General features: G+C 39.6%; 22 protein-coding genes. 14 read left to right on the plus strand and 8 right to left on the minus strand.

Going from position 1 to position 25713, the window contains the following annotated elements; translation table 11 throughout:
- Positions 1–76: 76 nt before the first annotated feature.
- Entirely contained in the window at positions 77–1042 is a 966-nt protein-coding gene (locus DYH63_RS06855; protein WP_116788101.1) for a Gfo/Idh/MocA family protein, read from the minus strand.
- 167 nt (positions 1043–1209) lie between these two features.
- Here DYH63_RS06855 and DYH63_RS06860 point away from each other — a divergent pair, with 167 nt between their 5' ends.
- The 4 genes from DYH63_RS06860 (at position 1210) to DYH63_RS06870 (ending at position 5921) form a co-directional block, all read left to right on the plus strand.
- Positions 1210–1857, plus strand: a complete 648-nt coding sequence (locus DYH63_RS06860; protein ID WP_116788102.1) for a protein-L-isoaspartate(D-aspartate) O-methyltransferase — start codon at positions 1210–1212, stop codon at positions 1855–1857.
- Positions 1858–1875: 18 nt separating this feature from the next.
- The gene (locus tag DYH63_RS21260) at positions 1876–2043 is read left to right on the plus strand and encodes a hypothetical protein (protein ID WP_162926951.1); all 168 of its coding nucleotides are present in this window, start codon (positions 1876–1878) and stop codon (positions 2041–2043) included.
- Positions 2037–5624, plus strand: a complete 3588-nt coding sequence (locus DYH63_RS06865) for a transglutaminase domain-containing protein (protein WP_116788103.1) — start codon at positions 2037–2039, stop codon at positions 5622–5624. Before DYH63_RS21260 ends, DYH63_RS06865 begins: the two co-directional genes overlap by 7 nt.
- 66 nt (positions 5625–5690) lie before the next feature.
- Positions 5691–5921 carry a VF530 family protein gene (locus DYH63_RS06870; RefSeq protein ID WP_116788104.1) on the plus strand — a complete coding sequence of 77 codons (231 nt, stop codon included), beginning with the start codon at positions 5691–5693 and terminating at the stop codon, positions 5919–5921.
- Between the two features lie 87 nt (positions 5922–6008).
- On the opposite strand, the gene pheT is transcribed toward DYH63_RS06870, so the two are convergent.
- Both pheT and DYH63_RS06880 read right to left on the minus strand, forming a co-directional pair.
- Positions 6009–8435 carry a phenylalanine--tRNA ligase subunit beta gene (gene pheT / locus DYH63_RS06875; protein ID WP_116788105.1) on the minus strand — a complete coding sequence of 809 codons (2427 nt, stop codon included), beginning with the start codon at positions 8433–8435 and terminating at the stop codon, positions 6009–6011.
- Between the two features lie 388 nt (positions 8436–8823).
- Complete coding sequence (locus DYH63_RS06880) at positions 8824–9453, minus strand: TetR/AcrR family transcriptional regulator (protein ID WP_116788106.1); 630 nt, start codon at positions 9451–9453, stop codon at positions 8824–8826.
- A 119-nt stretch (positions 9454–9572) separates the two neighbouring features.
- Between DYH63_RS06880 and DYH63_RS06885 the strand changes: the two genes are divergently transcribed.
- The 5 genes from DYH63_RS06885 (at position 9573) to DYH63_RS06905 (ending at position 15332) form a co-directional block, all read left to right on the plus strand.
- Complete coding sequence (locus DYH63_RS06885) at positions 9573–10985, plus strand: serine hydrolase domain-containing protein (protein WP_162926952.1); 1413 nt, start codon at positions 9573–9575, stop codon at positions 10983–10985.
- Between the two features lie 60 nt (positions 10986–11045).
- Entirely contained in the window at positions 11046–12710 is a 1665-nt protein-coding gene (locus DYH63_RS06890; protein WP_116788108.1) for a serine hydrolase, read from the plus strand.
- A gap of 116 nt (positions 12711–12826) precedes the next feature.
- Positions 12827–13858, plus strand: a complete 1032-nt coding sequence (locus DYH63_RS06895) for a S41 family peptidase (protein ID WP_116788109.1) — start codon at positions 12827–12829, stop codon at positions 13856–13858.
- A 96-nt stretch (positions 13859–13954) separates the two neighbouring features.
- Positions 13955–14743, plus strand: coding sequence for a tetratricopeptide repeat protein (locus DYH63_RS06900; protein ID WP_240409072.1), 789 nt, complete (start codon positions 13955–13957; stop codon positions 14741–14743).
- Between the two features lie 82 nt (positions 14744–14825).
- On the plus strand, positions 14826–15332 hold the full coding sequence (locus DYH63_RS06905) for a DUF4932 domain-containing protein (RefSeq protein ID WP_116788111.1): 507 nt from the start codon (positions 14826–14828) through the stop codon (positions 15330–15332).
- A 118-nt stretch (positions 15333–15450) separates the two neighbouring features.
- Here DYH63_RS06905 and istB read toward each other — a convergent pair whose 3' ends face one another.
- The 3 genes from istB to DYH63_RS06920 all read right to left on the minus strand — a co-directional run bounded on the left by istB (position 15451) and on the right by DYH63_RS06920 (position 18540).
- Positions 15451–16197, minus strand: a complete 747-nt coding sequence (istB, locus tag DYH63_RS06910; protein ID WP_116787229.1) for an IS21-like element helper ATPase IstB — start codon at positions 16195–16197, stop codon at positions 15451–15453.
- Between the two features lie 102 nt (positions 16198–16299).
- Positions 16300–17733 carry an IS21 family transposase gene (istA, locus tag DYH63_RS06915; RefSeq protein ID WP_205528256.1) on the minus strand — a complete coding sequence of 478 codons (1434 nt, stop codon included), beginning with the start codon at positions 17731–17733 and terminating at the stop codon, positions 16300–16302.
- A 312-nt stretch (positions 17734–18045) separates the two neighbouring features.
- Positions 18046–18540 (minus strand): single-stranded DNA-binding protein, encoded by a 495-nt coding sequence (locus DYH63_RS06920; RefSeq protein WP_116788112.1) that lies wholly within the window; start codon positions 18538–18540, stop codon positions 18046–18048.
- Positions 18541–18737: 197 nt separating this feature from the next.
- Between DYH63_RS06920 and DYH63_RS06925 the strand changes: the two genes are divergently transcribed.
- A complete protein-coding gene (locus DYH63_RS06925) occupies positions 18738–19973 on the plus strand; it encodes an IS110 family RNA-guided transposase (RefSeq protein WP_116787011.1) in 1236 nt (411 codons plus the stop codon).
- A 1024-nt stretch (positions 19974–20997) separates the two neighbouring features.
- Here DYH63_RS06925 and DYH63_RS06935 read toward each other — a convergent pair.
- Both DYH63_RS06935 and DYH63_RS06940 read right to left on the minus strand, forming a co-directional pair.
- Entirely contained in the window at positions 20998–21186 is a 189-nt protein-coding gene (locus tag DYH63_RS06935) for a DUF1016 N-terminal domain-containing protein (protein WP_116788114.1), read from the minus strand.
- Positions 21187–21492: 306 nt separating this feature from the next.
- Positions 21493–22389, minus strand: coding sequence for a helix-turn-helix domain-containing protein (locus tag DYH63_RS06940; RefSeq protein WP_116788115.1), 897 nt, complete (start codon positions 22387–22389; stop codon positions 21493–21495).
- A gap of 164 nt (positions 22390–22553) precedes the next feature.
- Here DYH63_RS06940 and DYH63_RS06945 point away from each other — a divergent pair, with 164 nt between their 5' ends.
- From DYH63_RS06945 to DYH63_RS06960, 4 genes are read left to right on the plus strand one after another with little or no spacing between them, the layout of a single operon-like run.
- Entirely contained in the window at positions 22554–23312 is a 759-nt protein-coding gene (locus DYH63_RS06945) for a glucose 1-dehydrogenase (protein WP_116788116.1), read from the plus strand.
- Positions 23313–23367: 55 nt separating this feature from the next.
- A complete protein-coding gene (locus tag DYH63_RS06950; RefSeq protein ID WP_116788117.1) occupies positions 23368–24582 on the plus strand; it encodes an MFS transporter in 1215 nt (404 codons plus the stop codon).
- A gap of 20 nt (positions 24583–24602) precedes the next feature.
- On the plus strand, positions 24603–25454 hold the full coding sequence (locus DYH63_RS06955; protein ID WP_116788118.1) for an aldo/keto reductase: 852 nt from the start codon (positions 24603–24605) through the stop codon (positions 25452–25454).
- Positions 25455–25472: 18 nt separating this feature from the next.
- Complete coding sequence (locus tag DYH63_RS06960) at positions 25473–25703, plus strand: tautomerase family protein (RefSeq protein ID WP_116788119.1); 231 nt, start codon at positions 25473–25475, stop codon at positions 25701–25703.
- Positions 25704–25713 lie beyond the last annotated feature (10 nt).

Here is a 25713-nt window from a genome sequence, read left to right on the forward strand (position 1 = left end):
TTGTTTGTTGTTTGGGTTTGGTTATTTATAGAAATTGCGGATAGTGTAAGTATCCGCAATTATTTTAAACGTGAGGTTACTTCTTAAAACAGTCAATAATTTTATAAGCTACCCTTAGTGCTTCGGTACCATCTTCAAGAGTAACTACCGGGGTAGTATTATTGTTTATGGCATCTGCAAAGGTTTCAAGCTCGTCGAGTATGGCATTGTTTGCAGCTACATCAGGATTTTCAAAGTAAATCTGTTTTTTTAGACCCTCGGCATTTTGTAGTATCATATCAAAATCTCCAGGTACTTCCGGAGCGTCCTTCATTTTTACCACTTCACATACTTTATCTAAAAAGTCTACCGATATATAGGCGTCCTTTTGGAAGAAACGTGACTTACGCATATTCTTCAATGATATACGGCTTGCGGTAAGATTAGCCACACAGCCATTTTCAAACTCAATGCGGGCATTGGCAATATCAGGGGTTTCGCTGATAACCGATACACCACTGGCATTGATGTTTTTAACCGGAGATTTTACCACGCTAAGTATCACGTCGATATCATGTATCATGAGGTCAAGCACTACCGGTACATCTGTACCGCGCGGGTTAAACTCTGCCAGGCGGTGTGTTTCAATAAACATCGGGTTTTCGATCTTGGCTTTAGTGGCCGTAAAGGCGGGATTAAAGCGCTCTACGTGGCCTACCTGGCCTTTAATGTTATATTTATTCGCCAGGGTTATAATATCATCTGCCTCTTCAATAGTATTAGATATGGGCTTTTCTATAAATATGTGTTTGCCGGCTTCTATTACCTGTTTTGCGCAGTCGTAGTGCGAAAGGGTAGGAGTCACTACATCTACCACATCTACAGCTGCTATAAGTGCTACAATGGTATCAAATTTTGTATAGCCAAATTCTTTAGAAACTTTATCTGCATTATCGCTGTTAGGATCATAAAAGCCTACAAGTTCATATTTATCAGACTGGTTTAGTAAACGCAGGTGTATCTTGCCTAAATGGCCTGCGCCCAAAACGCCAACTTTTAGCATAAGGATTAGTTTTTAAACAAAAGTAAGATTATTTATGTGGAATATCCAAAAATCAGTAGCCTAAATGGTTACCTTTATTTGTATTTGACAATAGTAAACCTATTAATTTTTGTTTTGGATTTTACTGTATTTGTTTGCTATTTTTACCAAAATAAACTGCCTATATTTTGAGAGACACCGCCAAACATCAGGGACTTCGTAATCAATTAGTAACCGTTCTGGAACAGAAAGGCATTACCGACAGGAATGTGCTTGATGCTATTAAAAAAATTCCGCGACACCTTTTTCTTAACTCCAGCTTTGAAGATTATGCCTACCAGGATAAGGCTTTCCCCATAGGGGCAGGGCAAACCATATCCCAGCCATATACGGTTGCTTACCAAAGCCAGTTACTGGAAGTACAAAAAGACCATAAAGTACTTGAAATTGGTACAGGGTCCGGCTATCAGACTGCTGTATTGTGTACTATGGGAGCCAAAGTATATAGTGTAGAACGCCAGAGCGAACTCTTTAAATCTACCTCTTTATTATTGCCAAAACTGGGTATGCGCCCCAAGCACCTTTCTTTTGGAGATGGTTATAAAGGCCTGCCAAATTTTGCTCCTTTTGACAGTATTATAGTTACTGCCGGCGCACCCATGATACCCAAACCACTAATGGCTCAGCTAAAAATAGGGGGAAGGCTTGTAATACCTGTAGGCGGAGAAAATGAAGCCCAGATGATGAACCTGCTGATACGCAAAAACGAAACACAGTTTGAGAAGCATGAGCTTGGTGAGTTCAGGTTTGTACCATTGCTCGAAAATAAGAATTAACCACTTTTACCAACCAATATGAAAAATTTTTTGATTGCACTCCTGTTTTTGTCGACAGGATTTATTTATGCACAAACGCCTCAGCAAAAGGTGTGGGACTTGCTGTTACAAAACAAGCGTATAGAAGCACGCAGGCTTTTTGACAAAGACCTTAAAAAAAGAAAGATACCAGTGCAGAATTGCTAATACTGGATGCCATACTGGACAGAGAATTAGGCAGGCTGTATTATGATGATACTTTTTTAAAAGCATTTTCAAAACTGCCTGAAAGTAAAAATCTTCTTTATCCTGTATGGTATTATCCTTTTGGTCCAGGTGCTGTAAATAGTGAGGGATTTGACGATCTTGCATATTTAAAGATGGACTTCATCGCAAGTCAGGAAGAATATAAAAATGATATTCATGTTTTATATAACAAAGCTACGTTTGACAAGAAAAGGCTAAATAATAATGGGTATATTACTAATATTGCCAAGTTGGGTGCTATTGAAAAATGGCAGTATTGTGGTGTTTTTGAAAACCTTAATGGTAGCGGCCTTGAAACTGAATATGAAGCAGAATATTATGCTAAAAATGATAAAACATTTAATGCTAATAGTAATGGCATAGTTAATTGGTATAATCCGGCTATTACCCAAACCGAAGGTTGCCACTTTTATTATAATGAGAGTGAATATGGAGCAGGCATTATGTATGCGCAAACTTTTATCAATAATCCGGCAGATAAAAATGTTGTACTTAATTTTTGTTCTGGTGGAGATATCAAAATTTTGCTTAATGATGTAGAATTATATGTAAACGATAAGGTAAATCTCAATGACCTTAATGCTTTTAAACTAAAATTCAATCTTAAAAAAGGAATGAACAGATTAGTAATTAAATCTGCAATTGGTTCTGGCAATGATTATTTTTTTGCCTCATTGCGTGATGATAACCAAAATCTTTTTACTGATCTTGAATATTTTGATACTTTTAAGCCTTATAATAAAGATACTCTTGCAGAAATTAATGCAGTAGAGGTAGCACCAGATTTTGAAAAATACCTGATAGAAAAAGTAAAGGCAGAACCTGCTAACCCATTATATGCCATATTATTATTTGACGCTTATAATTATAACCGTAAAGACGAATTGGCTTTTGATGCTATAGAAAAGCTAAGTGATAAGTATCCTTTAAGTTCGCTACTAAACGTAAAGCTCATAAGCCATTATGCCCATATGGGAGATGAGGCAAAAGTTGACGAACTTTCTAAAAATATGCTTCTTAAGGATGAAGATTACTATTATAGCCTTATTTCTAAATTTAAAGATGGTAATTTTTTACAGGAAGCCAATATATCTGAACTTGAAAGATACAAGCATAAAGCAGAAAATATGCAGTCTCCGCTTTATGTACTTCTTTATGATTATATAATTGCCTTACGAAACTCTGATATCGACCTTTCATTCAAAAAAATAGATGAACTGCTTGCTCAGTCCCACCATAATGATAAATTTATTACTTCTTTCGCAGGGCTTTATGCTTCTATTAAAAATGATAAAGATAAAACGGTAAGCATTCTTGAAAATCTTTTAAAAACAAGAGAAAACACTTCGGCTACAAATGCGCTTATAAGTTATTATAATTCGATGAGCAGGAAAGATGATGTTAAGAAGCTGGTCAATGAAAAAATAGATCGTTATCCTTATTTTAACACATCTTACAATGATGCTATTATTCTTGCAAAAAATGATAATAGATATGAAGATGCCGTAAAATATGCAGATACGGCACTTAATAATTTCCCTTATTCATATATGATGATGGAGAAGAAAGGAAAAGCACTTAACTCACTTAAAAATACAAAAGAAGCAGAAAAATATTTTAGAAAATCGCTTTTACATTACTCAGGAAATTCTTCTTTAAGAAAAACTTTATATGACATTACCAAAGTGCCTGATGAAATAGAAGAAGTAGCCATTAAAGATGTTTATAGTGTAATAAAACAACGCAGAAACTCTAAGCTTACAGGCGATTATGGGGTAGCAATGCTACTGGACGAATATATTGTAAATATACTGCCTGAGGGAGGCCGAAAAACCAAGGTTACTTATGTTTATGAGATTACCGGTGAAAAAGGAATCGAACAAATGAAAGAGTATAATATAGGAAGTGGTGTTAACGTTATTAAAGCTGAAATTGTAAAGCCTGATGGTAGTGTACAACCAGGTGAGCAAAACTATGGTACCGTTGTATTTACTAATCTTAAAGTGGGAGATGTGCTACATATTGAGTATGACGATACTGAAAATGGAAGTGGGCGATTTTATAAAGATTTTACTTTAGATTACTATTTTAATGGTCTTTATCCCACTGTGCATACAATTTTTGGTGTTATTTATCCTAACGATGTTACGTTTGCACATAATATTACAAATGGGGGTATAGATTCTAAAACCCGTAAGTTGCCTAATAACCGTACTTATACAAGTTGGGAGTTAAAAAATACGCCAACAATGCCTCTGGATGAAAATTACGCACCTAAATATGATGATACTGCAAACAAAATATCTATAAGTTCAATAAAATCCTGGGCTGATATATCTAACTGGTATGCTGATATGGTGCGTAAGAACATAAAAATGGATAATATAGCAATTAAGGTATATAATGAAATATTTCCTAAAGGTACACAAGGCATAAAAGAAGAAGAAATTGCTTATAAAATATACAAGTATATTGAGGAAAATATTACATATAGTTCTCTTGACTTTAGACAAAGTGGATATGTACCGCAAAAGCCTTCTAAAACCATTACTACAAAGCTGGGCGACTGTAAAGACCTTTCTACACTTTTTGTAGCCATGGCAGAGCGTGCCGGGCTAAAAGCTAATCTTGTTCTTGTTCAAACCAATGACCTGGGGACGGAAGCGCTTGTATTGCCATCGGTAAGTTTTAACCATTGTATTGTAAGGGTGTTTTTAAATGGTAAAGAACAGTTTCTTGAAATGACAGATAATTACCTGCCATTTAAGGCATTGCCATCAAGCCTTTACAGGGCTAAAGCACTTGTGATTTCTTTCGACAAAGCAGAAAATGAAAAATCAACATTAATAAGCCTGCCGTTTACAAATGCACTGCCATCTACTATAAACAGCCTGAGTAAGATTACAATTGACGATGTATCTAAAAAATTTGAAAATACGCATATAGTAAGCGGTGCGCACAAGGCTTATTATAGCCAGGCGTTTAGCGACGCTACTACAGCAGATGTTCGTAAAAAAGATTTTGAGGAAGATTTTAATTCTAAGTTGTCAAAAAATGTTGTATTTGAGGAGAGTAAGCTTATTTCTAATGAACGCTTTGATCCTGAATTAAAGTACCTGACAAAATTTTCGGTGTCTGAAAAGCTTCAATCTGTGGGTAGCCTTAAGATTTTTGAAATACCATTTGTTGACAGGGTTTATACTAAAGATATAATAGCTGTAGAAAAACGTAACTATGACATTAACTATCCGGGATATGAAACAATAAATTCTTACAAGTCTGAGGTAATACTAAATATCGCTGACGGCAAAAAGTTTACAGAGATACCACAAGACCATAATTTTACATATAAAAAACACGAGTATAGCATAAAATATGAGCAACTGAGCCCTAATTCTTTAAAAGTGGTAAGGAGTGTAAATACAGCTTGGGATAATATTAAGACTACAGAATATGCTGCCTTTAGAAAGTTTGTAGAAGATGTAATTGCTACAGAAGAAGAAATCATAGGGTTTAAATAAGCCGGAAGATTATAAAGGTATGGGTAGAGACATCAACATTTATTATAACTATAGTATCTTTACGATATGGAAAAACCACAATCTAATAATCCGATGCACGGTATTACGCTGAAAAAGATACTCGAAGACCTCGAATCTTTTTATGGTTTTGATACCTTGGGAGAGCTAATAAATATTAAGTGTTTTAATGAAAACCCCAGCATAAAGAGCAGTCTGACATTTTTAAGAAAGACCGACTGGGCACGAAAAAAAGTTGAGGAACTATACTTAAAAACACTTCCAAAGCTTAATGTTTAAAGAGATAATTGCTAAGGGATTAATAAAAAAGGATGGCTTTTTAGCCATCCTTTATACATTGTATGTAGTGTCATAATTTGAAGAGAATTACCTGAGCTGAGCGCCGGTTTCCTTTTCAAGATTTTGCCTTATTTTATTCATGATCTTATCAATCTGCTCATCAGTAAGGGTTTTACTGCTATCCTGAAGAACAAAGCTTACGGCATAAGATTTCTTGCCTTCCGGCAGGTTTTTACCTTCATAAACGTCAAACAGGCTAACGTCTTTTAGTAAAGATTTTTCGCTTAGTAATGCCGTTCTGTAAATATTTTCAAAACTTACAGTATAATCAACTAAAAGAGCAAGGTCACGGCGTACCTCAGGGAATTTAGATATTTCGCTAAACTTAATTTTACCTGATACCAGTTTAGTAATTGCTGCCCAGTTAAAATCGGCAAACAGCACATCCTGCTTAACGTCAAAATGTTTAAGTACAGGCTTTTTAATTGTTCCAAATTCAACAATTAACTCAGTTCCTACGCTATAAGCTACACCTTCTGCAAATACATCATTTGCTAATGGCTGGCTTTGAACTTTATCAATACCCAGCCTGCCTAATAATTGTGTAATATAACCTTTAAACATAAAGAAGTCGGCACCTTTTTGTGGTGCTGTCCAGCTTTCGTTTTGGCGGTTACCGGTTACAGTAAGCGTTAAATGTTTATTCTCAGTATAGCCCGAAGGAAGCTTGTGGTAGCTTTTGCCAAATTCGAACAATTTCAAATCGGCCCTGCGGCGGTTAATGTTGAACGAAACCGCTTCGAGAGCACTAAACAGTAATGATTGCCTCATTACAGAAAGGTCGCTACTTAGCGGGTTAAGCATCTGTACATTAAATTCTTCATTCAGATTTTCTGAAAGTGCTACATAATCAGGCGTTGTAAGGCTGTTAGCCATCATTTCATTAAACCCAAGTGCAGTAAGCTGGTTTGCCACAATATTCTGCAGTTTGTAGTCTTCTGTACGCGATGAGTTTGAAATAGAAGCGTTAAGCTTTTGTGTAAAGTTGATGTTGTTATAACCATAAATACGCAGTATTTCTTCTATAACATCAATTTCGCGTTCTACATCTACACGGTATGATGGGATAACAAGGCCAAGGCCTTTTTCTGACATGCTGTTTATCTTGATATCCAGCGATACCAGTATTTTTTTTATGGTTTCCTTACCAATATCCTGCCCGATGGTGCGGGTTACACTATCAAAGTTAAGGAAAACCGAGTGGTCTTCTATCTTACGCGGATACTGGTCTTCAATATCCATGGTAATTTCGCCTCCACCAGTTTCCTGTATCAGCAGAGCTGCACGTTTAAGGGCATATTGTGTAATGTTAGGGTCGATACCGCGCTCAAAACGAAACGAAGCATCGCTGCTGATGCCGAGACGTTTTGCTGTTTTGCGTATTGAAACCGGGTTAAAGTAAGCACTCTCTAAAAATATAGCCGACGTACTCTCTGTAACACCCGATGCTTTTCCGCCCATAACACCTGCAATGCACATAGGGCCATTTTCGTCAGCAATAACAAGATCTTCATTGCTTAATGTGCGCTCTACATCATCAAGGGTAACAAATTTTGTACCCTCAACCGCAGGCTTTACAATTACTTTGTTACCTTTTATTTTGGCAGCGTCAAAAGCATGTAGTGGCTGGCCAAGTTCGTGCAGTACATAATTCGTAACGTCTACAATATTATTTTTTGGCGTAAGGCCAATAGCTTTAAGCTTGTTTTGCAGCCATGCGGGAGATGGTTTTACTGTAAGTCCCACTATAGTAACACCGCAGTAGCGTGGTGCCAGTTTAGTATCTTCTACACGGATATCCATTTTAAGAATACGCTTGTCTACACGGAAGTTACTTACCGATGGTGTTATCAACTCAGTATGAACATTCTTTTGGTTAAGGCCGGCTTTCAGGTCGCGTGCTACACCCAGGTGGCTCATTGCATCAGCACGGTTTGGCGTAAGGCCTATCTCAAAAACCTCGTCGGTTACAATATCAAAAAGTTTTGCAGCAGGCGTGCCGGGAGCAAGGTGTGCATCTAATACAAGGATACCATCGTGGCCTTCGCCAAGCCCAAGCTCGTCTTCAGCGCAAATCATGCCGTGGCTTTCTTCACCGCGTATCTTGCCTTTCTTGATCTGGAATGCGTTACCCTCTTTGTCATATAGTGTAGTGCCTATGGTAGCCACAGGAACCTTTTGGCCGGCAGCCACATTTGGCGCGCCGCATACTATCTGCACAGGGGCATTGCCATCGCCCAGGTCTACAGTAGTAACACGTAGCCTATCAGCATTAGGATGTTGCACGCAGGTAAGCACATGGCCTACTACAACGCCTTCAAGGCCGCCCTTAAGCGACTCATATTTATCAACACCTTCTACCTCAAGGCCCAGGTCTGTAAGCAGGGCGGCAGTTTCTTCTGATTTCCAGTCGAGTTTAATGAATTGTTTTAACCAATTGTAAGATATGCGCATGGATTATCTGTTTTTTTAAAGCATGCAAAGATAACAAATGCGTAAGAAAGTAGTGTTATAAAGAGGAGGGAAAATGGTAAGATCAGTAAATGTATAGTCCTAAAATTAGTTGACACATAAATCGCCCCATATTAAAAATATTAGTAGTAACTTAAAGCAGGCTCAAAAAAGATTACAGTTTAGCTTTTAAATTACAACGAAGTCTAGGTATACCAGTGCCTCAGTGCCTGTATATGTAGTTGTTTGCGCCTGTTTTTATAGCAGTTTACACTTACCGGATGTAGTTTAATTTCTAAAGAATTAGTTGTAATGGTATATCCTGCTGTAAAACTTAAAATACAACAGGAAGAATCAGCCGTTTAATTCAATATATCGGTAGGGTGCAAGCCTACAAATTATCATAAGATTGATCTATTATAAATGCAATGGCTTTTTCTATTTCTGAACGACCTTCTTCGCTTTTGACATCGATACCACAAAATGTACTTCCATTTACCATTGAATACAAATCAAGATAGTATAGCCCTGAAATCATAATGGCCATAATGGCACGGAATTGCCTTGCATTTTCTCCAAAATGTATGTCAGCAACATACTTAAAAAGTTGTTCACCATTAGCTTCCTGGTTGTCCGTCCATGTACGTAATGAGCTTCGTTCTTCAGACAGTCGCCAAAGCAAGAGTTTTTGCAGCCCCTCATTTTTCAACACATAATCGAATTGCTGCAAAAGCAGCTGCTGGGCGATTGCTTTCCCTCCGTCGGTAATTTGGGGAGGTGCTTGGTCATTTTTTGCATTGCTCCAAAAATCCTGCCTGCGTATGTATTCATCCACTAAGCCATCCAAGCCGCCAAAGTAGCTGTAAATCATTTTTTTATCTACGCCTGCCGTGGCTGCAATAGCGTTGATTTTTAAGCCGGCATGTCCGTGGGTTTTAAGTATTGTACCCACTGCATCTAAAAATTTCAATTTACTTCTTTCCTTATTTCTTAACTGTCCGCCTCCTGTTTTATTTTCCATGGGTAGTGTGAATGATGACGCAATTTAAGAAAAATTCATTCAGAACTAAGACACCAATTGGTGTTTTGTTTATATTTGCACTCGTCAATCATCAATCAAAAACGAATAGTACTACTATTATGAAAGGACTTTTTTTTTACTGTTTCATTATTTTAATTCCCTTTGTGCTGTCTGCCCAATCGGACAGGCGAACACAAGAGCTTGACAGCATCTTTACAATGCTATATGAGCAAAACCAATTTAATGGTACCGTAATAATTACCGAAAAGGGAAAAATTTTGCTACAGAAAGGCTACGGCTATAGTAATGAGTCTACTAAAAAAGCCAATGATCCCCATACTATATTTGAGTTAGCATCCTGCTCCAAGCAATTTACTGCCGCAGCGATTATGCTGCTCAAAAGACAGGGGAAACTGAACTATACTGACAAGCTGCCAAAATATATACCCGAACTTTCCAGATGGGATAAGGTAACGATTTACGACCTGTTGCGGCATACCAGCGGCATACCCGAATATATCGTTGATATGCCAAAAACCTGGGACAAGACCATGATTGCTACAAACAGAGATGTTATACAATTTTATGCAGAAAGGCAGGATACACTTAAGTTTATGCCCGGCAGCAGGCACCAGTACAATAATACCAATTATGCCCTGCTGGCAAGTATTATAGAAAAGGCTTCGGGCAAAAACTACGAGGTTTTTCTTTCCGAAAATATATTTAAGCCACTGGGCATGAAAAAGACCTTTGTGTACAACCCATACCTAAATCCAAAGAAGCTAAAAAACTACGCGCCGGGTTATATATGGGCTAAAAATTCGTTTGCTAAAATTACTCCCGAAAAAGATCCTGGGGGCAACGACATGGTTTATTACTTAGATGGTATAATAGGAAGTGCAAAAGTTCACTCTAATGCCGAAGATCTTCTGATATGGATAAATGCACTAAAAAACAACACCCTTTTTAACGCTGCCGAATTTGGGGAAATGACAGAAATGATTAAAATGGCCGATGGAAAAAAACTCTATTATGGCTTCGGATTAGATGTAGCCAAAGCAGACGGCACTTTTTCATTCGGGCATACCGGCGGCTGGGGAGGTTATGCTACGTTTATATACCACGACATGATTAGGGACAGGACAGTTATTACACTCCAGAATTTTAAAATGGGAACCTGTCCTTTTGAGAACATCAGGCAGATACTGGACGGTAAGCCTCTTGTTGAAGAGTTCAGGAAAAAAATAACCCTGCCCGAAAGCGACCTGAAAAAATATGCAGGATCTTATACCGATGATAAAAATCCGGAAGAAGTGCAGCTAATAACTTATCTCGACGGACACCTTATTCACAACTCAGGCAAAATACCCTGGGATATGCGCTTTTTTCCTGTCACTGCAAATGAATTTCAGGCTGTAAGACAAGGAGGTACCGATGGTGTACTGCGTTTTACGGCCTTAGAAAATGGCGATGTAAAGCTGGAAATGTTGCAGTATGGTGAGGTTATCGGCTCGGGGATACGAAAGAAATGATGTGCCCATCATGGGGTATTTTAAAATGGAATGGAACTATTGAATACATAAAATTTAGAAATGAAAAAAAATATATTGCTTCTGGCAATTACCTTTATTACAGCGCAATTACACGCTCAGGATTATTTAAAGCCTATTGATTCTATCGTAAAGCTATACGCAGGAAAAGAGATACCCGGCTTCGCCGTTTTAGTGAGTAAAAATGGTAAAACCCTTTACAGCAGAAATGCGGGATATGCCAATCTTGAAAAGAAAGAGAAGATAACTGATAAAACGGTATTTGCACTTGCATCCACATCCAAGCAATTTACGGCTGCATGTATCGTACTTTTGGAAAAACAGGGCAAGCTAAGCCTTGATGATAACCTTAGAAAGTATATGCCGGAATTTCCAGAGTATGCCGAAAAAATAACAATTAACCAACTGCTGAACCACACCGCAGGCCTTAAAGACCATCGTGCCCTTGCAATGTTTAGAGGTGAGAAATCAGATGAATATAATTCATCTGCCATTAAAGACATGCTCACGGCACAGGAACTAAACTACCAGCCCGGAGAAAAGTGGAGCTACAGTAATTCGGGTTACTGGTGCCTGGCGCAGATTGTAGAAAAGGTATCGGGTCAGAGTGTCGCGCTTTTTGCAGAAAAAAATATCTTTAAGCCCCTGGGGATGAAAGATACGCGCTATGTTACAAAACCGGACAACAAAGTGAAAAATGCCGCTGCGGGTTATCAAAATGACGGAACACATTATAATCCAAGTGATGTAGATGAATATGCAGTAGGTGGCGCAGGTGTCTACAGCACAGCAAAGGATTTACAAAAGTGGTTAGCTGAAATGGAATCACACCGTGTATTCGGACCAGCTTTCTGGAATACGATGACAGCTGAGAATCCGGCTCAGGGTAAAGGTTTTGCCTATACTAAGGGACTTTTTAATTTTAAATATGCCGGGCGCACGATGATTAGCCATGGTGGTGATGTGGTAGGCTTTCATCCCATAACCGCTTATTTCCCGGCAGAAAAAATTGGGGTAGTAATTTTAGGAAATGATGACGATTTTAAACGTTATGAGATATTAGGCGCAGCCGTTGACCTGTTATTGGGTGATACATACGACTATCCAAAGGTAGAGAACAGTATTACGGAAAAACAGAACGATGAAGATAAAACCATTACGGTAAGCCCATCACTTTTGGAAAGCTACGCCGGTAATTATGAACTTACACCGGGCTTTACCATAGCAATTGTGGTTGAGAATGGAACGCTGAGGCTTACACAACTGTGGGATCTCACCAGTGTACTGGTGAAACCTTCAAATGAAACCCACCATTTTGAAATTGCCGGTGCCAATCTTGCTTTTAGTAATTTCGAAGCAGGTAAGGCTACACAGTTGCACATTGTCACCAGTGAGGAAGACAGTGTTTATAATCGTATGGACAAAGAACCCGACTTCACACTATATGATAAATATGCCGGAACATTTTACTGCAAGGCTTTAAAAGCCACTATAACATTCTTTACAGAAAAAGGAATATTATATTACAAACTTAAAAATAGCGAACCCTTTATTGCCAGCCCTCCCGATAGTGAAGGCGCATTTTCTACGTCTCACGGTTCAATACTATTTAAGGTAGAAGCATCGGGCAATGTTACCGGTTTTCTGCTTAATCATGAAAGGGTATTAAACATGGAGTTCCTTAAGCAGGAATTAATTAAGGCCTAGTTATAAATTCCAAGGCTTTCCTTTATAAGGTGTTGACTTTCAGGTTAAATATAAAAAAAATGAAATTAAACAATCCATCGAGTTTGCATATTTATAGATATTTAAGATAAACAACTATGAAACTATCATCAATCACTTTAGCTGTTGCAACACTGATAACCTCTACCATAAACGCGCAAAAAGTCCAAACCACACAAGACAGCATCCGAGAATTCTACGGAATGGTTTTTCCACTAATGAAAAACAGTTATGTTCAACGAGATAAGGTAGACTGGAAAGACCTGCAGAAAACCGTCAATACAAATCTTTCGCAATATACTGATTTTAAAAGTTCGCTAAAAGAGCTGACTACCATTTTTACTACTGCTAATGCCAACCATTGTGCAGTTTATTATAAGGATAAAAAATTCGCAGGAAACTTTAAAGGGGTAACAACAGACGATTTTAGCGGGCAATGGCTTAAAAAGTTTCAGAGTAAACCGGGATTTGAGGTAAAAGTGTTAGATAATAAATACGGTTACATTTTGTTACCCGGAATTAGTATAAATGGTTCCGGTGAAGAAATTAATAAAGTAGCCCAGCCAATGTATGATGCAATCAACAAAATAAAATCTTCACAAAAACCGGAAGCATGGATTATTGATTTAAGGCAAAATACCGGTGGCAACTGTGTACCAATGATTTTAGCATTGTATGACCTTTTGGGTGATAACAAAGTTTGGGGCATCCTAAACGAAAAGAAAAAGTTTGAAAGCAGTGTACGCCTTGATAAGGGCAAGTACATTGAAAAAAAATACACCACTTCGTATGTACACCCTAATGGAGCATTAATAGATAAGATTAAAGTGGCCGTGATTATGAACCAGGCAACAGGGAGCTCTGGCGAGGTAACAGCCTTAGCTTTTAAAGGCCGGGAAAACACTATTTTTATTGGCGATCATACCAACGGAATGACAACTACTAACACCGTTGTCGAGTTACCTTTTGGTGCCACTTTTGCAATTACCATAGGATATGACTGCGATCGCAATGGCAATTATTACGACGTGATTCAACCCGATGTTTCAGTCATCAGGCAAGATAATTTTGATGATTTGCTAAAGGATGGTAACGTACTGGAGGCTATAAAATTCTTTACTACCATTTAAGAATAACCTATGGACTTTAGATACATAATACTTTTAGCTGGACTTTTGAACCTAAACTATTGTTTACAGGCTCAAAACAACACTGAACTGCAAAAAATGGTCGATGCAGACCAACAGGAAAGAGCGGTTAGCAAAATAGACTGGAAAACACTAAACAGCGAAGACAGTCTACGGCGGGTACGCGTATTCGAACTCATAAAATCCGGCGGGGTGCAGACCGGTCAGGACCACCTGAATGTGGGTATTATTTTTCAGCATGGCAACGATACCATTTCCTCAGCAATGGCTGTAAAGAGTTTTGAAACGGCTATAAAATTAGACAGCACCGTCAACCGCTGGTGGTATGCTGCTGCTGTAGACAGGGACTTAATGCGCCGAAAAAAACCACAGGTTTATGGCACTCAGTTTATACAGGACCGGGATTCAGGAAAATGGAAACGGTATGAAATAGATTCCACAAAAGTAACCGATGCCCAAAGGGTATATTATTACGTAGAAACCCTGGCTGCCCAACGTGAAAAGGAATGGAGAATGAATTTGAAACCAATTTCCGAAACGTACCAAAAAAATAAATCAATTGAGGAAACTATAGAAAGTATCAGAGAACAACACCGTAAGGGCAGGCTTTCTCAATACAGCCTTGAGGAAGAAATAAATCAATTTGGCTATGAGCTGATGACGAACAATAAAGATGAGGAAGCGTTACGGATATTTAAACTTAACACAGAGCTTTATCCTGATTCTTTCAATACTTACGATAGTTACGGAGAAATCCTGATGAAAATGGGAAAGAAAAAGGCAGCCATAAAAGCATACAAGCATTCTTTGGAATTAAATCCGGCTAATGAAAATGCAAAACAAATTATTCAGTTAAACAAACGGTAACTACTGTGTCAAATATTATCTAAACCAAATTTAATAACAAAATACTAAACCGTAAAACAACATCTGAACTATCCAAAATATCATGAATAAGATTATTATCGTTTTTATTTCTCTTCTAACCACTGCCGGATTATTCGCACAGGAAAAAGTCTTCTTTTCTGAAACATTTAAAAGTCAAAATCAGGGCAAATACAAAATTGAAATAAACGAGCTAAAGGAATTGCTCCACATTATGATTGCTATTACAAAATCAGGTCTCGAAAATGATGACATGATTCAACAAAATGGACAGTATTACGAAGATGTCCTGGCACACTTTAAGCCTTATGAAAATGAAGATATAATAAAGACTTTCGATTCGTTGATGGTATCATCCCTCTATAATTATATCTTCCTGACGGGAAATGCCATTACCTATGATTTTAAAGGAAACAAGCTGCGAAAAAGCGATACTTTTATTTTTACAGCTACAGGGGTAGGAGGTGAGCATATCACTTTAAACCCAATAACAACGTACAGAAAACAGATTGAGGCATTTGCCAGAAAATCCGGGTTTCGGAAGTTTTACTGGATATACCAATTAAATTGACCCCCTCTCGCCAGAGCAAATTGACCCCTTAGAGTTGTTGACAAAAAAGAGTAAAAGTTGTAGTTCGTTGCAGGCTTTAAAAACGGTAGTTTTTAGTCCTGGTTATTCACTAATATTTTTACAAAAATACATTATCTGATTTAGATTTTCTTCTCCTTAAAGATTCACCATAGAGTTCCAGCCTTAAATAGTGATGAACAATACGGTCAAGTACTGCGTCAGCTATGGTTTTCTCACCGATTATATCATACCATTGCTTTACCGGTATTTGGGAAGTAAGCATCGTAGAGCGTTTCTGGTGGCGGTCTTCTATAATATCAAGCAGTATAAGCCTTGACTGGGGGTCGAAGGGTTGCAGTCCAAAGTCGTCGAGTATCAGCAGGTCTACACGTTCTATACGCTTAAGTTCAGCCAGTAAGGTGCCTTTTGCCTTGGCTAGTTTAAGCTGCCCCATAAATTTAGCGGTGTTGACGTACATTACTTTAAAGCTGTTTTGGCAAGCCTGGTAGCCCAGTGCTGTTGCGAGGTAGCTTTTGCCTGTACCGGTAGATCCGGTAATAAATATATCCTTATGTTCTTTTATAAAGTCAAGGCCTGCAAGCCTGTGGAACTGGTTTTTATCCAGACCCCGGTCAATAGCATAATCTACCTCTTCCAACGAAGCTTTGTAACGGAAGCCCGCTGCCTTAATGGCCCGTTCTATATTTCGGTTACGTCGGTCATCCCATTCGCTGGCTATTAAAAAAGCTATGAACTGGTCTGGTGTAAGCGATTCTTTTAGGGAAGTTTCCAGATTGGTTTTAAAGGCATCATACATGCCATATAAGCGCAACTGGCGCATCTTGTCTAACGTTTCATTATTCATGGTCTTTATTATTTTAATAGTAATGATTATTGGTAATATTCTCTTCCACGGATGTTATTGTGCGGGGGTATTTCTGTTAACTCTTCTTCAGCCTGAAGCTGGTCAAGGCGCTTGCGCAGTATCTCCGTAATTGTACTGGCTAAGGTTCATTGCCCAACGGCAGGCATTGGTAAGCCTTTCGGCGCCTACACGTCTTGAAAAGCTTAAGATACCCGAACAGGATTTATAAGCCTGCTCGGGATAGGGTTTAAGTTCCAGTACTTTGCTTATATAAAGAGCTACATCCTCGTGTATGGCCTGTGCCTGCTGTATAAACTTCTCGGGGCTCCATTCGGTAAGGAAGCGGTGTTGTGAGGCAAGGTGGTCTTCATTGGTTGTGTAGTGGTATTTGCTCCTTATTCGCTCATGGCAGGCAATCATGGTATACTGATAATAAACCTTTACCAATGCCGTTGTGTAAAGTATCTTTACCTTTTTGCCGATGTAGGTATAAGGTACGCTGTAGTAATGTATGTCTTCCCCCAGACGTATGTAGCCGTTTTTCATAACGGTAACCATTACCTGCTTGTGAACCTGATAATCAATAGGGTTTAAAGCAGATAAGGCTTCGCGCTCTATCTCCTCGAACTGTTCCCTACGGGAGTAGCTGCGCCCGGAGAAAGGCTTGTTATTATGCATTTCAAGTGCTGGGAGTATTGATTCGTTAAGGGATACAAGAGTATCGAAGCTATGACCTTCCAGACGGGTGTAAATGCTGCGGTAGATTAGTTTTACTGCACCTTCTACTAAAGACTTGTCACGGGGTTTATAAACACGTGCAGGCACTATAGTAACGCCGTAGTGTTCAGCAAAAGCAGCAAATTCATCATTAAGCACTGCTTCATATTTGCTGCCCCGTGTTACTGCCGAACGAAGGTTGTCCGGCACGATGGCCTTTGGCACACCACCAAAGTAACGCAACGCATTTTGGCAGGCAAGGATCAGGTCTTCTTTACGCTGGCTATCCACGGCTTCCACGTAGGTAAGCTGGCTACAGCCCAGTATGGCAACAAAAACCTCTACATCGCGTGCAGCCTCACCCTGGCCAACCTTCAGCTTGCTGCCAGCAAAATCAATATACATCTTATCGCCCGCCTTGTGCTCCACATGCATGACTGGCCGGGCGAGTTGCAGGTAAGTATGGATGGCATTATTAAAACTGGAACGGCTATAACCATCTGGATATCTCTCAAGGTATTCCTTATAGAGCAGTTCCCTGGTCATACCTTTCTTTTTAAGCCTTTTACATAGCTCAGGCAGTAATGGCTCTAACTCCTGCATACGTGGGCTGCTATGGATTTTGGCAACAGGAGTAGTAAAAATGATAGAGAGTTCGCTGTCGCTTTTGGCGCTAAAGGCCTCAAAATCTATATCCAGACCGTTCCAGATGCGGACATATTTCTTGATTGTGTTGCGGGAGGTGCCCACCATCCCGTGGATTGTTTTGATCCCCGTCCCCTGGCAATACAGGCGGATGATCTGTCTTAATTTATTCATTTTTATCGGCTTATTGGACATTCTTACGCAGGTTTAGGTTTATCAAAACGCTAAACTAAACCTTGTTCCAAAGCCGACAACGGGCTACTTTTTTAAACTCTTTTGAGGGGGCATTTTCAATTGGCCACAGGGGTCAATTTGCTCTGGCGGAAAGGGGTCATTTTCAGCCGGCGAAAGGGGTCTTTTTGAATCGGTCAAGAGGGGTCAGTTTACACTGGTTTGTCCAGCTTTACGCTCATAAAAGCGTGTTGCCCTGTTGCTTCGTTGAAATTTATATTGTGTGCCATGATGTTGAGAATTTAAGGTTATACATTAAAATGGCAGGTCATCGTCAATGGCTGCCCCATTAGGGATTACTTCGGCATCGTACACGGGTGCTGCGGCTGCGTTGGCAGTTGCTGCTGTGTTGGTATCGGGTAAACCTCCGTTTTGCGGTGCAGCCTGTTGCCCCTGTGCGGGTTGCTGTTGTTGTGGCTGTTGCGCCCCCTGTGCATCGGGTTTGTTGCCCCCGTGCAGGGTAATATCTGTCGTGTTGAAGTTCAGTCCCGCTTTGGGCTGCCCGTCGTTACCCATCCACGCACGGGCAGACACACGCCCTGCGAGTTCTACAAGGCTGCCCTTAGTCAGGTACTGCGCCACGCCTGTAGAGAACCAATAGGCACAGTCAAAAAATTCCGTTTGGGTTACTTTTGTCCCGTTTTTGTCTTTGTAGTCATGGTTTACGGCTACAGAGAAACTCACTACACTTTTGTTGTTTGACAGGCTGCGCACTTCGGCATCCCTTGTCACTCTTCCGATAATTGTCATAATCGTCCTTATTAAATGATACATTCGTTTTGTATCTCCCTCCAGTCCTCAAATGTGGCAGTCCTGCCTCGCTTGCGCTCCGCATAACTTTTTCCCAAAAGAAATTCTCATGACTAAACACATTTTTTTAGAGTCACCAACAGGCATGAAAAAGGCATCGCATATCTCAGTACTTTAGTGTATCAAATATTGAGACTATGAAGGCACAAGTAAATTTTCCCCAAGTTATTGAGCGTGGATGTGGTATGGATGTACATCGCGATACAGTCGTAGTTACTGTAATGGGAGTAGGTATAACTGTTGAGACACGTTCTTTCACAACCTACACGAATAGTTTACGCTCCTTGAGAGATTGGCTCATTTCCTTAAATATTACTCATATGGCAATAGAAAGTACCGGGATTTATTGGAAACCGGTCTACAATATTCTTGAGCAGGATTTTGAGGTAATCTTAGTCAATGCCCGCCATGTAAAGAACGTACCGGGCCATAAAACCGATAAGAAAGATAGTCGATGGCTTGCTAAACTTCTAATCAGCGGCCTTTTGAAAGCAAGTTTCATCCCACCAAAAGATATCCGGGATATGCGAGACCTTACCCGTTACCGTAAGAAATTGGTTCAAAATGCAGCAGCTGACCGCAATCGCTTTGAGAAAATATTACAGGATGCAAATTTCAAACTGAGCAATGTTATCAGTGACATTTTTGGTAAATCTGGAACCCTATTAATTAATGCGCTCATTGATGGAGTTGATGACTTTAATCTCCTTTTATCTCTATGCCATGGAAGAATCAAAAAGAAAAGAGAAATACTGTATGAATCTCTTCAGGGAGTACTCACAGATAATCATAAATACATGCTAAATGCTATTCGAACCAATCTTTATAACACTCTGTTAAAAATTGAATCGGTTGATAGCCAGCTACTCCAATTATCACAGCCATATGGTACTGAGTTAGAATTATTAAAGACTATGCCAGGACTCAATCAAATTAGTGCTACGATGTTGTTGTCGGAAATTGGAGTTGACATGAGTCGTTTTCCAACGGTTAATCACCTTGCATCATGGGCTGGAATATGCCCGGGCAATAATGAGAGTGCCGGCAAAAGCCGCTCTTCAAGAACTAACCAAGGCAATCAATACATCAAACCAATTTTAGTCGAGTGTGCCTGGGCTGCCTCTCATGTTAAAAACAGCTACCTAAAGAAAAAATATGAAAGTTTAATAGGCAGACGTGGCAAAAAGCGGGCATTAATCGCAGTAGGACATAAAATGCTTAATGCAGCATATTACATCATCAGGGACAAAGTCCCGTATCAGGATTTAGGATATGAATATCTTGACTCTCGGAAAAAGCAAAAACAGATACAGTCATACATAGACAAATTAAAGGACTTAGGGGTAGATATTGAAATCCCTAATATCCAATAAGGTCGTGGTTTATTGGTGGTGTATAGTACAACCCCGACAAAGAAATTGACCTCAAGCGCCATGTACAAACAGTTGTTGCCAAGAGCACGCAGAAGAAAATATTACCTTCAGGCGTTTTTATTAATGTGTTTATGTCAAAGAACATCTTTCTTTCAATTAATTTTTTTTCAGAAGAAAACCGGAAAAAGAAAGCAGATAAACAGTGCGGGTAAAGCGGGAAAACAAAAGGAAACGGAATAAGTCCCTAGGGGTGGGTTTGTGAGTGTGCGAGCAAAGCCATTATGCCGTAGTCTTTTGCTTTTACCACTGGCTTTAGCCGCAATATATTAGCTGCCTTTTACCGGTTTATCTTGGGAAAAGTTTCTTCTTAATCAAATAGAAAGTGGAGAACTGTGCTTGACAGTGATATTAAAGTAACTGCAAACCAATAATTTTACTCATTTGTGCAGTATAGGATCATAAAGAAATGATCATTGCCTATAAAGAGCATGATTGCTGAGAAGAACGGAAAGACCTACCAGATAGAATGCAAAAGGCAACAAAAATCAGGGAGCTATTTTTACAAGGAGAATGAAATCCGTCAAAAGATGGTGCACCATATAGCTCCATTTCTAATAACTCGTAGCTTGCTTCTTGAAATCGTGTTTCACGTAGAGTTAAAGACGCTTCCGGAAACCTATCTGAAAGATCTTTTCACAACTGAAGCATCAAAGTTGACAAAAGATTTTTGGTGTATATCAAATGATAAAGTAGATATAAAGTCATAGTATGTATATCCGATAAATCCAATACCTAAGAATTTTCTGGTTTTGCCTGATGAAACGGATGTTGTTGAAAGCAGCAGACATTGGGAACGCCCACTGCCTTAAAAGCGAACTGAGAATCTTGCTTTTTAAAGTATTATAACCAGAAATTGGGCGCCATCTCAAAAAAATAAATTGTTATAGAATATCAAGAAGGCGTACAGTCAAAAAATTAGATATGAAGTGTCGTAAATCATTAAAGTCCGTTTTAGATTACTTCCTCAAATTATAAATTCCGCAGACGCTGTCTGCGGAATTGAATAAGCAAGGTAAAACTGTCTCATTTGCTCAAGGTTTCGCTGTGAAAATCCTTTTCTAAAGCTAACCGTAAGCTTTTTAGACAGTTCAGCCATAAATTGTTTGCCATAAGCTGCCCTTTCCCGACCATTTTGTTTCTCTTCAATAATCATCCTGCCTATTTCTGATTGGTAAGCACCATCGTATGGTTACCGGAGTAAGATATTTTTGCCAGAAGTATCAATTAAAGACATTAAGACGCATCGAAATCAAATTAAGCGAAAGCTTTACCTGCCTGAAGGTAATATTAATCCTTGGTGAATAAACCGAACGCAGCTGACTCCTTTCGTCGATTGAGTACCAATTCTATTGGTTTACAAATAAACAGTAGCGTCATAAAAAAATGGCGGAAGGGGTCTAACGTAATTAATTGAATAATATCTAAAAACGTTAATTAAAGAGAAAATATTACTATCGATTTAGTTTGAATTTCTATATTCTAAAGGCGTTATACCTGTATTTCTCTTAAAGGTTCGGGTAAAATGATGAGGGTATTTGAATCCTAAATTAAAAGCGATTTCACTGATTGATTTACTAGTATCTAGAAGGCGTTCCTTGGCCGTATCTATAATCTTTAGATGAATATATTCCATCACTGTTTTACCTGTCTCTTTTTTCACTAGATCTCCAAAGTAATTGGGTGATAGGTTAAGCTTATAGGCAAAATAGGTAACAGCAGGCAATCCAAGGGCTTGAGCCTGATCAGATAGGAAATATTCGGACAGGAGCTTCTCAAATTTTTCTATGCTGCTCTGGTTTACCTGGTTTCGGGTAATGAATTGCCTTTCGTAAAAGCGCACACAATAATTAAGAAACAGTTCTATATTGGCTGCAATAAGCGTTTTACTATGGTTATCTGTGCGCTGCTCCAGCTCGTATTTTATCTTGTCGAAACAGTCCATGACAATCTTTCGCTCCTTTTCCGAAAGATGCAGTGCCTCCCTGGATTGGTAGGAGAAAAAGTTGTAATCCTCAATGTGTCTGCCAAGCGGAGTACCGTGGATTAAGTCCGGATGGAAAAGTAGCGCATAGCCCGATGGCTTATATTCCTCATTAATATCTACATTAATGATCTGGCCCGGAGCAACGAATACTAGTGTCCTGTCCTGATAGTCATAGGTATCCCTACCATACTTTATATCGCCACATACTACATCCTTCAGGTAAATGGCATAAAAACCAAAGTTCATCCTGGAAGCATAAACTTCTGGTGCAGTACCCTCAAAATCTATAATGCTAACTAAAGGATGAAGGTTCTCCTGATGATAGTATTTATCATGCTCACTTACAGTATCTATTCTCAACACTTTTTCCATTGCGATTTTATATTATAATTGATACAAATTTAACAGTAAAATCTTCCCTTTATCTCAAGCCCACAGCATAATCTGTAAAAATGGTAGGTAAACCCGTAATCTGTGTTGGTAAATAATCCCTCAGGCTGTTGACCTTTGTGGTAACAATATATATAAAGAATATTATGAAAATAATGGAAGGTAAAGTTGCACTGGTTACAGGAGCAGCCTCGGGATTAGGATTTGCAACCGCAAAGGCATTTGCAGAGGCAGGTGCAGCAGTAGTATTAGCAGACTGGAATGGGAACAATGTTGAGGAAGCATCGGAAAAATTAACTGCAGTAGGACACAAAACGTATGCTATTCAATGCGACGTATCCGATGATAAACAAGTTGAAAACATGGTTAGAAAAACGGTTGAAAAATTTGGCAGGTTGGATTATGCCTACAATAATGCGGGGGTACAAAATGTCCTTGCGGAAGCCGCTGATCAAACCATGGATGATTTTGAAAGGGTCAACAATATAAATTATCGTGGCATCTGGAGCTCTATGAAATATGAACTACAGCAAATGGTAAAACAAGGCAGCGGTGCTATTGTCAACTGTTCCTCAATCGGGGGCATCCGCGCCGGTGCGCAGCGGGGCATATATCACGGTGCCAAACACGGCGTTATCGGGCTTACTATTAGTGCAGCTGTAGAATACGCTGGCCGGGGTATTCGAATCAATAGCGTCAGCCCTGGATTGTTTTATACCGGCATGGCGGAAGAAATGATTGCTGGCGGACAAGAGGAAGCCTTAGAAGGCATGATGAAGATGGTGCCGATTGGCCGCATGGGCCGTCCTGAAGAGATTGCCAGTACCGTGGTATTTCTGTGCAGCGATGCTGCAAGTATGGTCGTTGGGCACAACCTTGTTGTAGACGGTGGTCTGACAGTGTAATTAAAGCTCTACGCCTTATTAGAGGCGAAAAGCATAACGTTTTAATATAATATAAATGATAAGTACCATCGAAGATCATTCACAGGAAACCAAAGTTATGGAAATCTCCCAAAAGCCGGCCTGGAGTGCCGTTTTTTCCATGGCTATGGGTGTCTCGGGATTGGTTATGGCCGAGTTACTACCGGTTAGCCTACTAACACCAATGGCCAAAGAATTATACATTACCGAAGGGTTGGCTGGCCAAACCGTTTCAGTTACAGCGGTAATTGGCTTATTTTCAAGTCTTTTTAGTGCACTAATAACCCGAAAAGTAGATAGGCGTACTGTCGTTCTAATCTTTTCGGCCCTATTGGTTTTATCAAATATCATTGTTGCAGCCGCACCCAACTATATCTTTTTATTGTGCGGACGTTTATTACTGGGTATTGCTCTTGGCGGCTTTTGGGCAATGACCGCGGCAATTGCTATGCGACTGGTTCCTGAAGCGTATATACCTAACGCGTTTTCTATCATATTTGGCGCAGTGTCGGTAGCAACTGCCCTGGCTGCCCCACTAGGTAGTTTTCTTGGCGGCTTAATCGGATGGAGGCTTACATTTTTGTTTGCCTCAGGTGTTGGCCTCATCGCCTTTGTCTGGCAGTTTATATCCATGCCAAAAGTACCGCCTGCCGGGCTGATCCGTCTAAATACTTTTTTAGAGGTTCTTAAACGTCCCGGTATTGCGATAGGTTTAGTGACAGTCTTACTAATTTTTGCAGGACACTTTTCTTTTTTTACATATGTGCGGCCATATCTTGAAAGTAAGGTTGGCTTAGATGTGAGCGGCATTTCGGTAATATTACTTGCATTTGGAGTCGCCGGTTTTTTGGGCACGACATTTATTGCCCGCTTTCTTGGGAGGCACCTCTACCTGATCTTAGGCCTTGCGCCATTGGCAACGGCTATTTTAGGCGTAACGCTAATTACAAACGGCGCTAACGTCTGGACTGCTGGTGTATCGGTGGCTCTTTGGGGGTTTGCCTTTGGAACTGTACCCGTCGCCTGGTCAACATGGATGAGCCAGGCAGTTCCTGACCACGCTGAAAGTGCAGGGGCACTACTTGTCGCTGCCATGCAGCTAGCCGTTACTTTGGGAGCCTCTGTCGGAGGGATTCTCTTTGATGTCAAGGGTGTTTACGGATCTTTTTCAGGAGCTGTACTGATGATGACTGCTGCCGCGATACTTCTTTTTGTAGGAAGGCGTTTCACAGCACAGAAACCCATTTTATAAAAGTTTAATATCTAAAAGTTATGAAAAATATTGTATTAAATAATGGTGTCCGAATGCCTATACTTGGCTTTGGTGTTTATCAGGTAAATGACCTTAAGGAATGTGAAACAGCAGTTTCTGAGGCAATTGCTACAGGATATAGGTTGATTGACACCGCAGCAGCGTATCAGAATGAGAAAGCTGTCGGACAAGCAATTAAAAATAGCGGTGTTCTGCGGGAAGAACTGTTCATCACGAGCAAAATCTGGGTGCAGGATGTAAGTTATAAGAAAGCCAAACCTGCTTTTCAGCGGGCATTGGAACGCATGCAATTGGATTATCTTGACCTGTATCTCATTCATCAGCCCTATGGCGATGTTCACGGTGCCTGGCGTGCTATGGAAGAATTATATCAGGATGGATTAATCAGGGCGATCGGTGTCAGTAATTTTCAACAAGACCGCCTGATTGATCTGATTACCTTTAATAATATCGTACCTGCAGTGAACCAAGTAGAAACCCACCCTTTCCACCAGCAGATTGAGAACCACGGGTTCATGGCGGAGAATAGAGTACAGATAGAATCCTGGGGACCTTTTGCAGAGGGGCGCAACGATATGTTTAATAATAGATTACTGCAAAGTATAGGTGACAAATACCACAAAAGCATAGCGCAGGTAATTTTGAGATGGCTTATTCAAAGAGATGTGGTTGTGATACCGAAATCCGTTCGTAAAGAGAGAATGGAAGAAAACTTTGATGTTTTCGATTTTGAACTAAGCACAGATGACCTTACCGCTATTGCGGGCTTAGACAACAAACAAAGCCTTTTTTTTGACCACCGTGATCCGGAAAGAATAAAGAACATCGGGACATTAAAATTCAATACATAACTGTAAATAAATAAGGATATGCCACATATACATGTAAAGATCGTCGGTAAGACAGATGAGGAAAAAACAAAGTTAGCTGAGGATATTACCGCAGCAGTCGTAATATCCTTAAATACATCGGAAGCTAATGTTTCTGTTGCTATACAAGACATCGAAAAAGAAGAATGGGTAGAAAAAGTTTACAAGCCCGATATACTCGCGCATCAGACCAGGTTATATAAAAAACCCGGTTACGAACCTACGAAATGATTTAAAATAA

Source organism: Flavobacterium psychrotrophum (assembly GCF_003403075.1).
Lineage (GTDB): Bacteria > Bacteroidota > Bacteroidia > Flavobacteriales > Flavobacteriaceae > Flavobacterium > Flavobacterium psychrotrophum.

What these genes read in the sequence shown, in the direction of transcription:
- DYH63_RS06855 (WP_116788101.1), bottom strand. Translation starts at nt 1,042, where the DNA reads ATGCTAAAAGTTGGCGTTTTGGGCGCAGGCCATTTAGGCAAGATACAC.
- DYH63_RS21260 (WP_162926951.1), top strand. Translation starts at nt 1,876, where the DNA reads ATGAAAAATTTTTTGATTGCACTCCTGTTTTTGTCGACAGGATTTATT.
- DYH63_RS06870 (WP_116788104.1), top strand. Translation starts at nt 5,691, where the DNA reads ATGGAAAAACCACAATCTAATAATCCGATGCACGGTATTACGCTGAAA.
- pheT (WP_116788105.1), bottom strand. Translation starts at nt 8,435, where the DNA reads ATGCGCATATCTTACAATTGGTTAAAACAATTCATTAAACTCGACTGG.
- DYH63_RS06880 (WP_116788106.1), bottom strand. Translation starts at nt 9,453, where the DNA reads ATGGAAAATAAAACAGGAGGCGGACAGTTAAGAAATAAGGAAAGAAGT.
- DYH63_RS06885 (WP_162926952.1), top strand. Translation starts at nt 9,573, where the DNA reads ATGAAAGGACTTTTTTTTTACTGTTTCATTATTTTAATTCCCTTTGTG.
- DYH63_RS06890 (WP_116788108.1), top strand. Translation starts at nt 11,046, where the DNA reads ATGAAAAAAAATATATTGCTTCTGGCAATTACCTTTATTACAGCGCAA.
- DYH63_RS06895 (WP_116788109.1), top strand. Translation starts at nt 12,827, where the DNA reads ATGAAACTATCATCAATCACTTTAGCTGTTGCAACACTGATAACCTCT.
- DYH63_RS06900 (WP_240409072.1), top strand. Translation starts at nt 13,955, where the DNA reads ATGGTCGATGCAGACCAACAGGAAAGAGCGGTTAGCAAAATAGACTGG.
- DYH63_RS06905 (WP_116788111.1), top strand. Translation starts at nt 14,826, where the DNA reads ATGAATAAGATTATTATCGTTTTTATTTCTCTTCTAACCACTGCCGGA.
- istB (WP_116787229.1), bottom strand. Translation starts at nt 16,197, where the DNA reads ATGAATAATGAAACGTTAGACAAGATGCGCCAGTTGCGCTTATATGGC.
- istA (WP_205528256.1), bottom strand. Translation starts at nt 17,733, where the DNA reads ATGAATAAATTAAGACAGATCATCCGCCTGTATTGCCAGGGGACGGGG.
- DYH63_RS06920 (WP_116788112.1), bottom strand. Translation starts at nt 18,540, where the DNA reads ATGACAATTATCGGAAGAGTGACAAGGGATGCCGAAGTGCGCAGCCTG.
- DYH63_RS06925 (WP_116787011.1), top strand. Translation starts at nt 18,738, where the DNA reads ATGAAGGCACAAGTAAATTTTCCCCAAGTTATTGAGCGTGGATGTGGT.
- DYH63_RS06935 (WP_116788114.1), bottom strand. Translation starts at nt 21,186, where the DNA reads ATGATTATTGAAGAGAAACAAAATGGTCGGGAAAGGGCAGCTTATGGC.
- DYH63_RS06940 (WP_116788115.1), bottom strand. Translation starts at nt 22,389, where the DNA reads ATGGAAAAAGTGTTGAGAATAGATACTGTAAGTGAGCATGATAAATAC.
- DYH63_RS06945 (WP_116788116.1), top strand. Translation starts at nt 22,554, where the DNA reads ATGAAAATAATGGAAGGTAAAGTTGCACTGGTTACAGGAGCAGCCTCG.
- DYH63_RS06950 (WP_116788117.1), top strand. Translation starts at nt 23,368, where the DNA reads ATGATAAGTACCATCGAAGATCATTCACAGGAAACCAAAGTTATGGAA.
- DYH63_RS06955 (WP_116788118.1), top strand. Translation starts at nt 24,603, where the DNA reads ATGAAAAATATTGTATTAAATAATGGTGTCCGAATGCCTATACTTGGC.
- DYH63_RS06960 (WP_116788119.1), top strand. Translation starts at nt 25,473, where the DNA reads ATGCCACATATACATGTAAAGATCGTCGGTAAGACAGATGAGGAAAAA.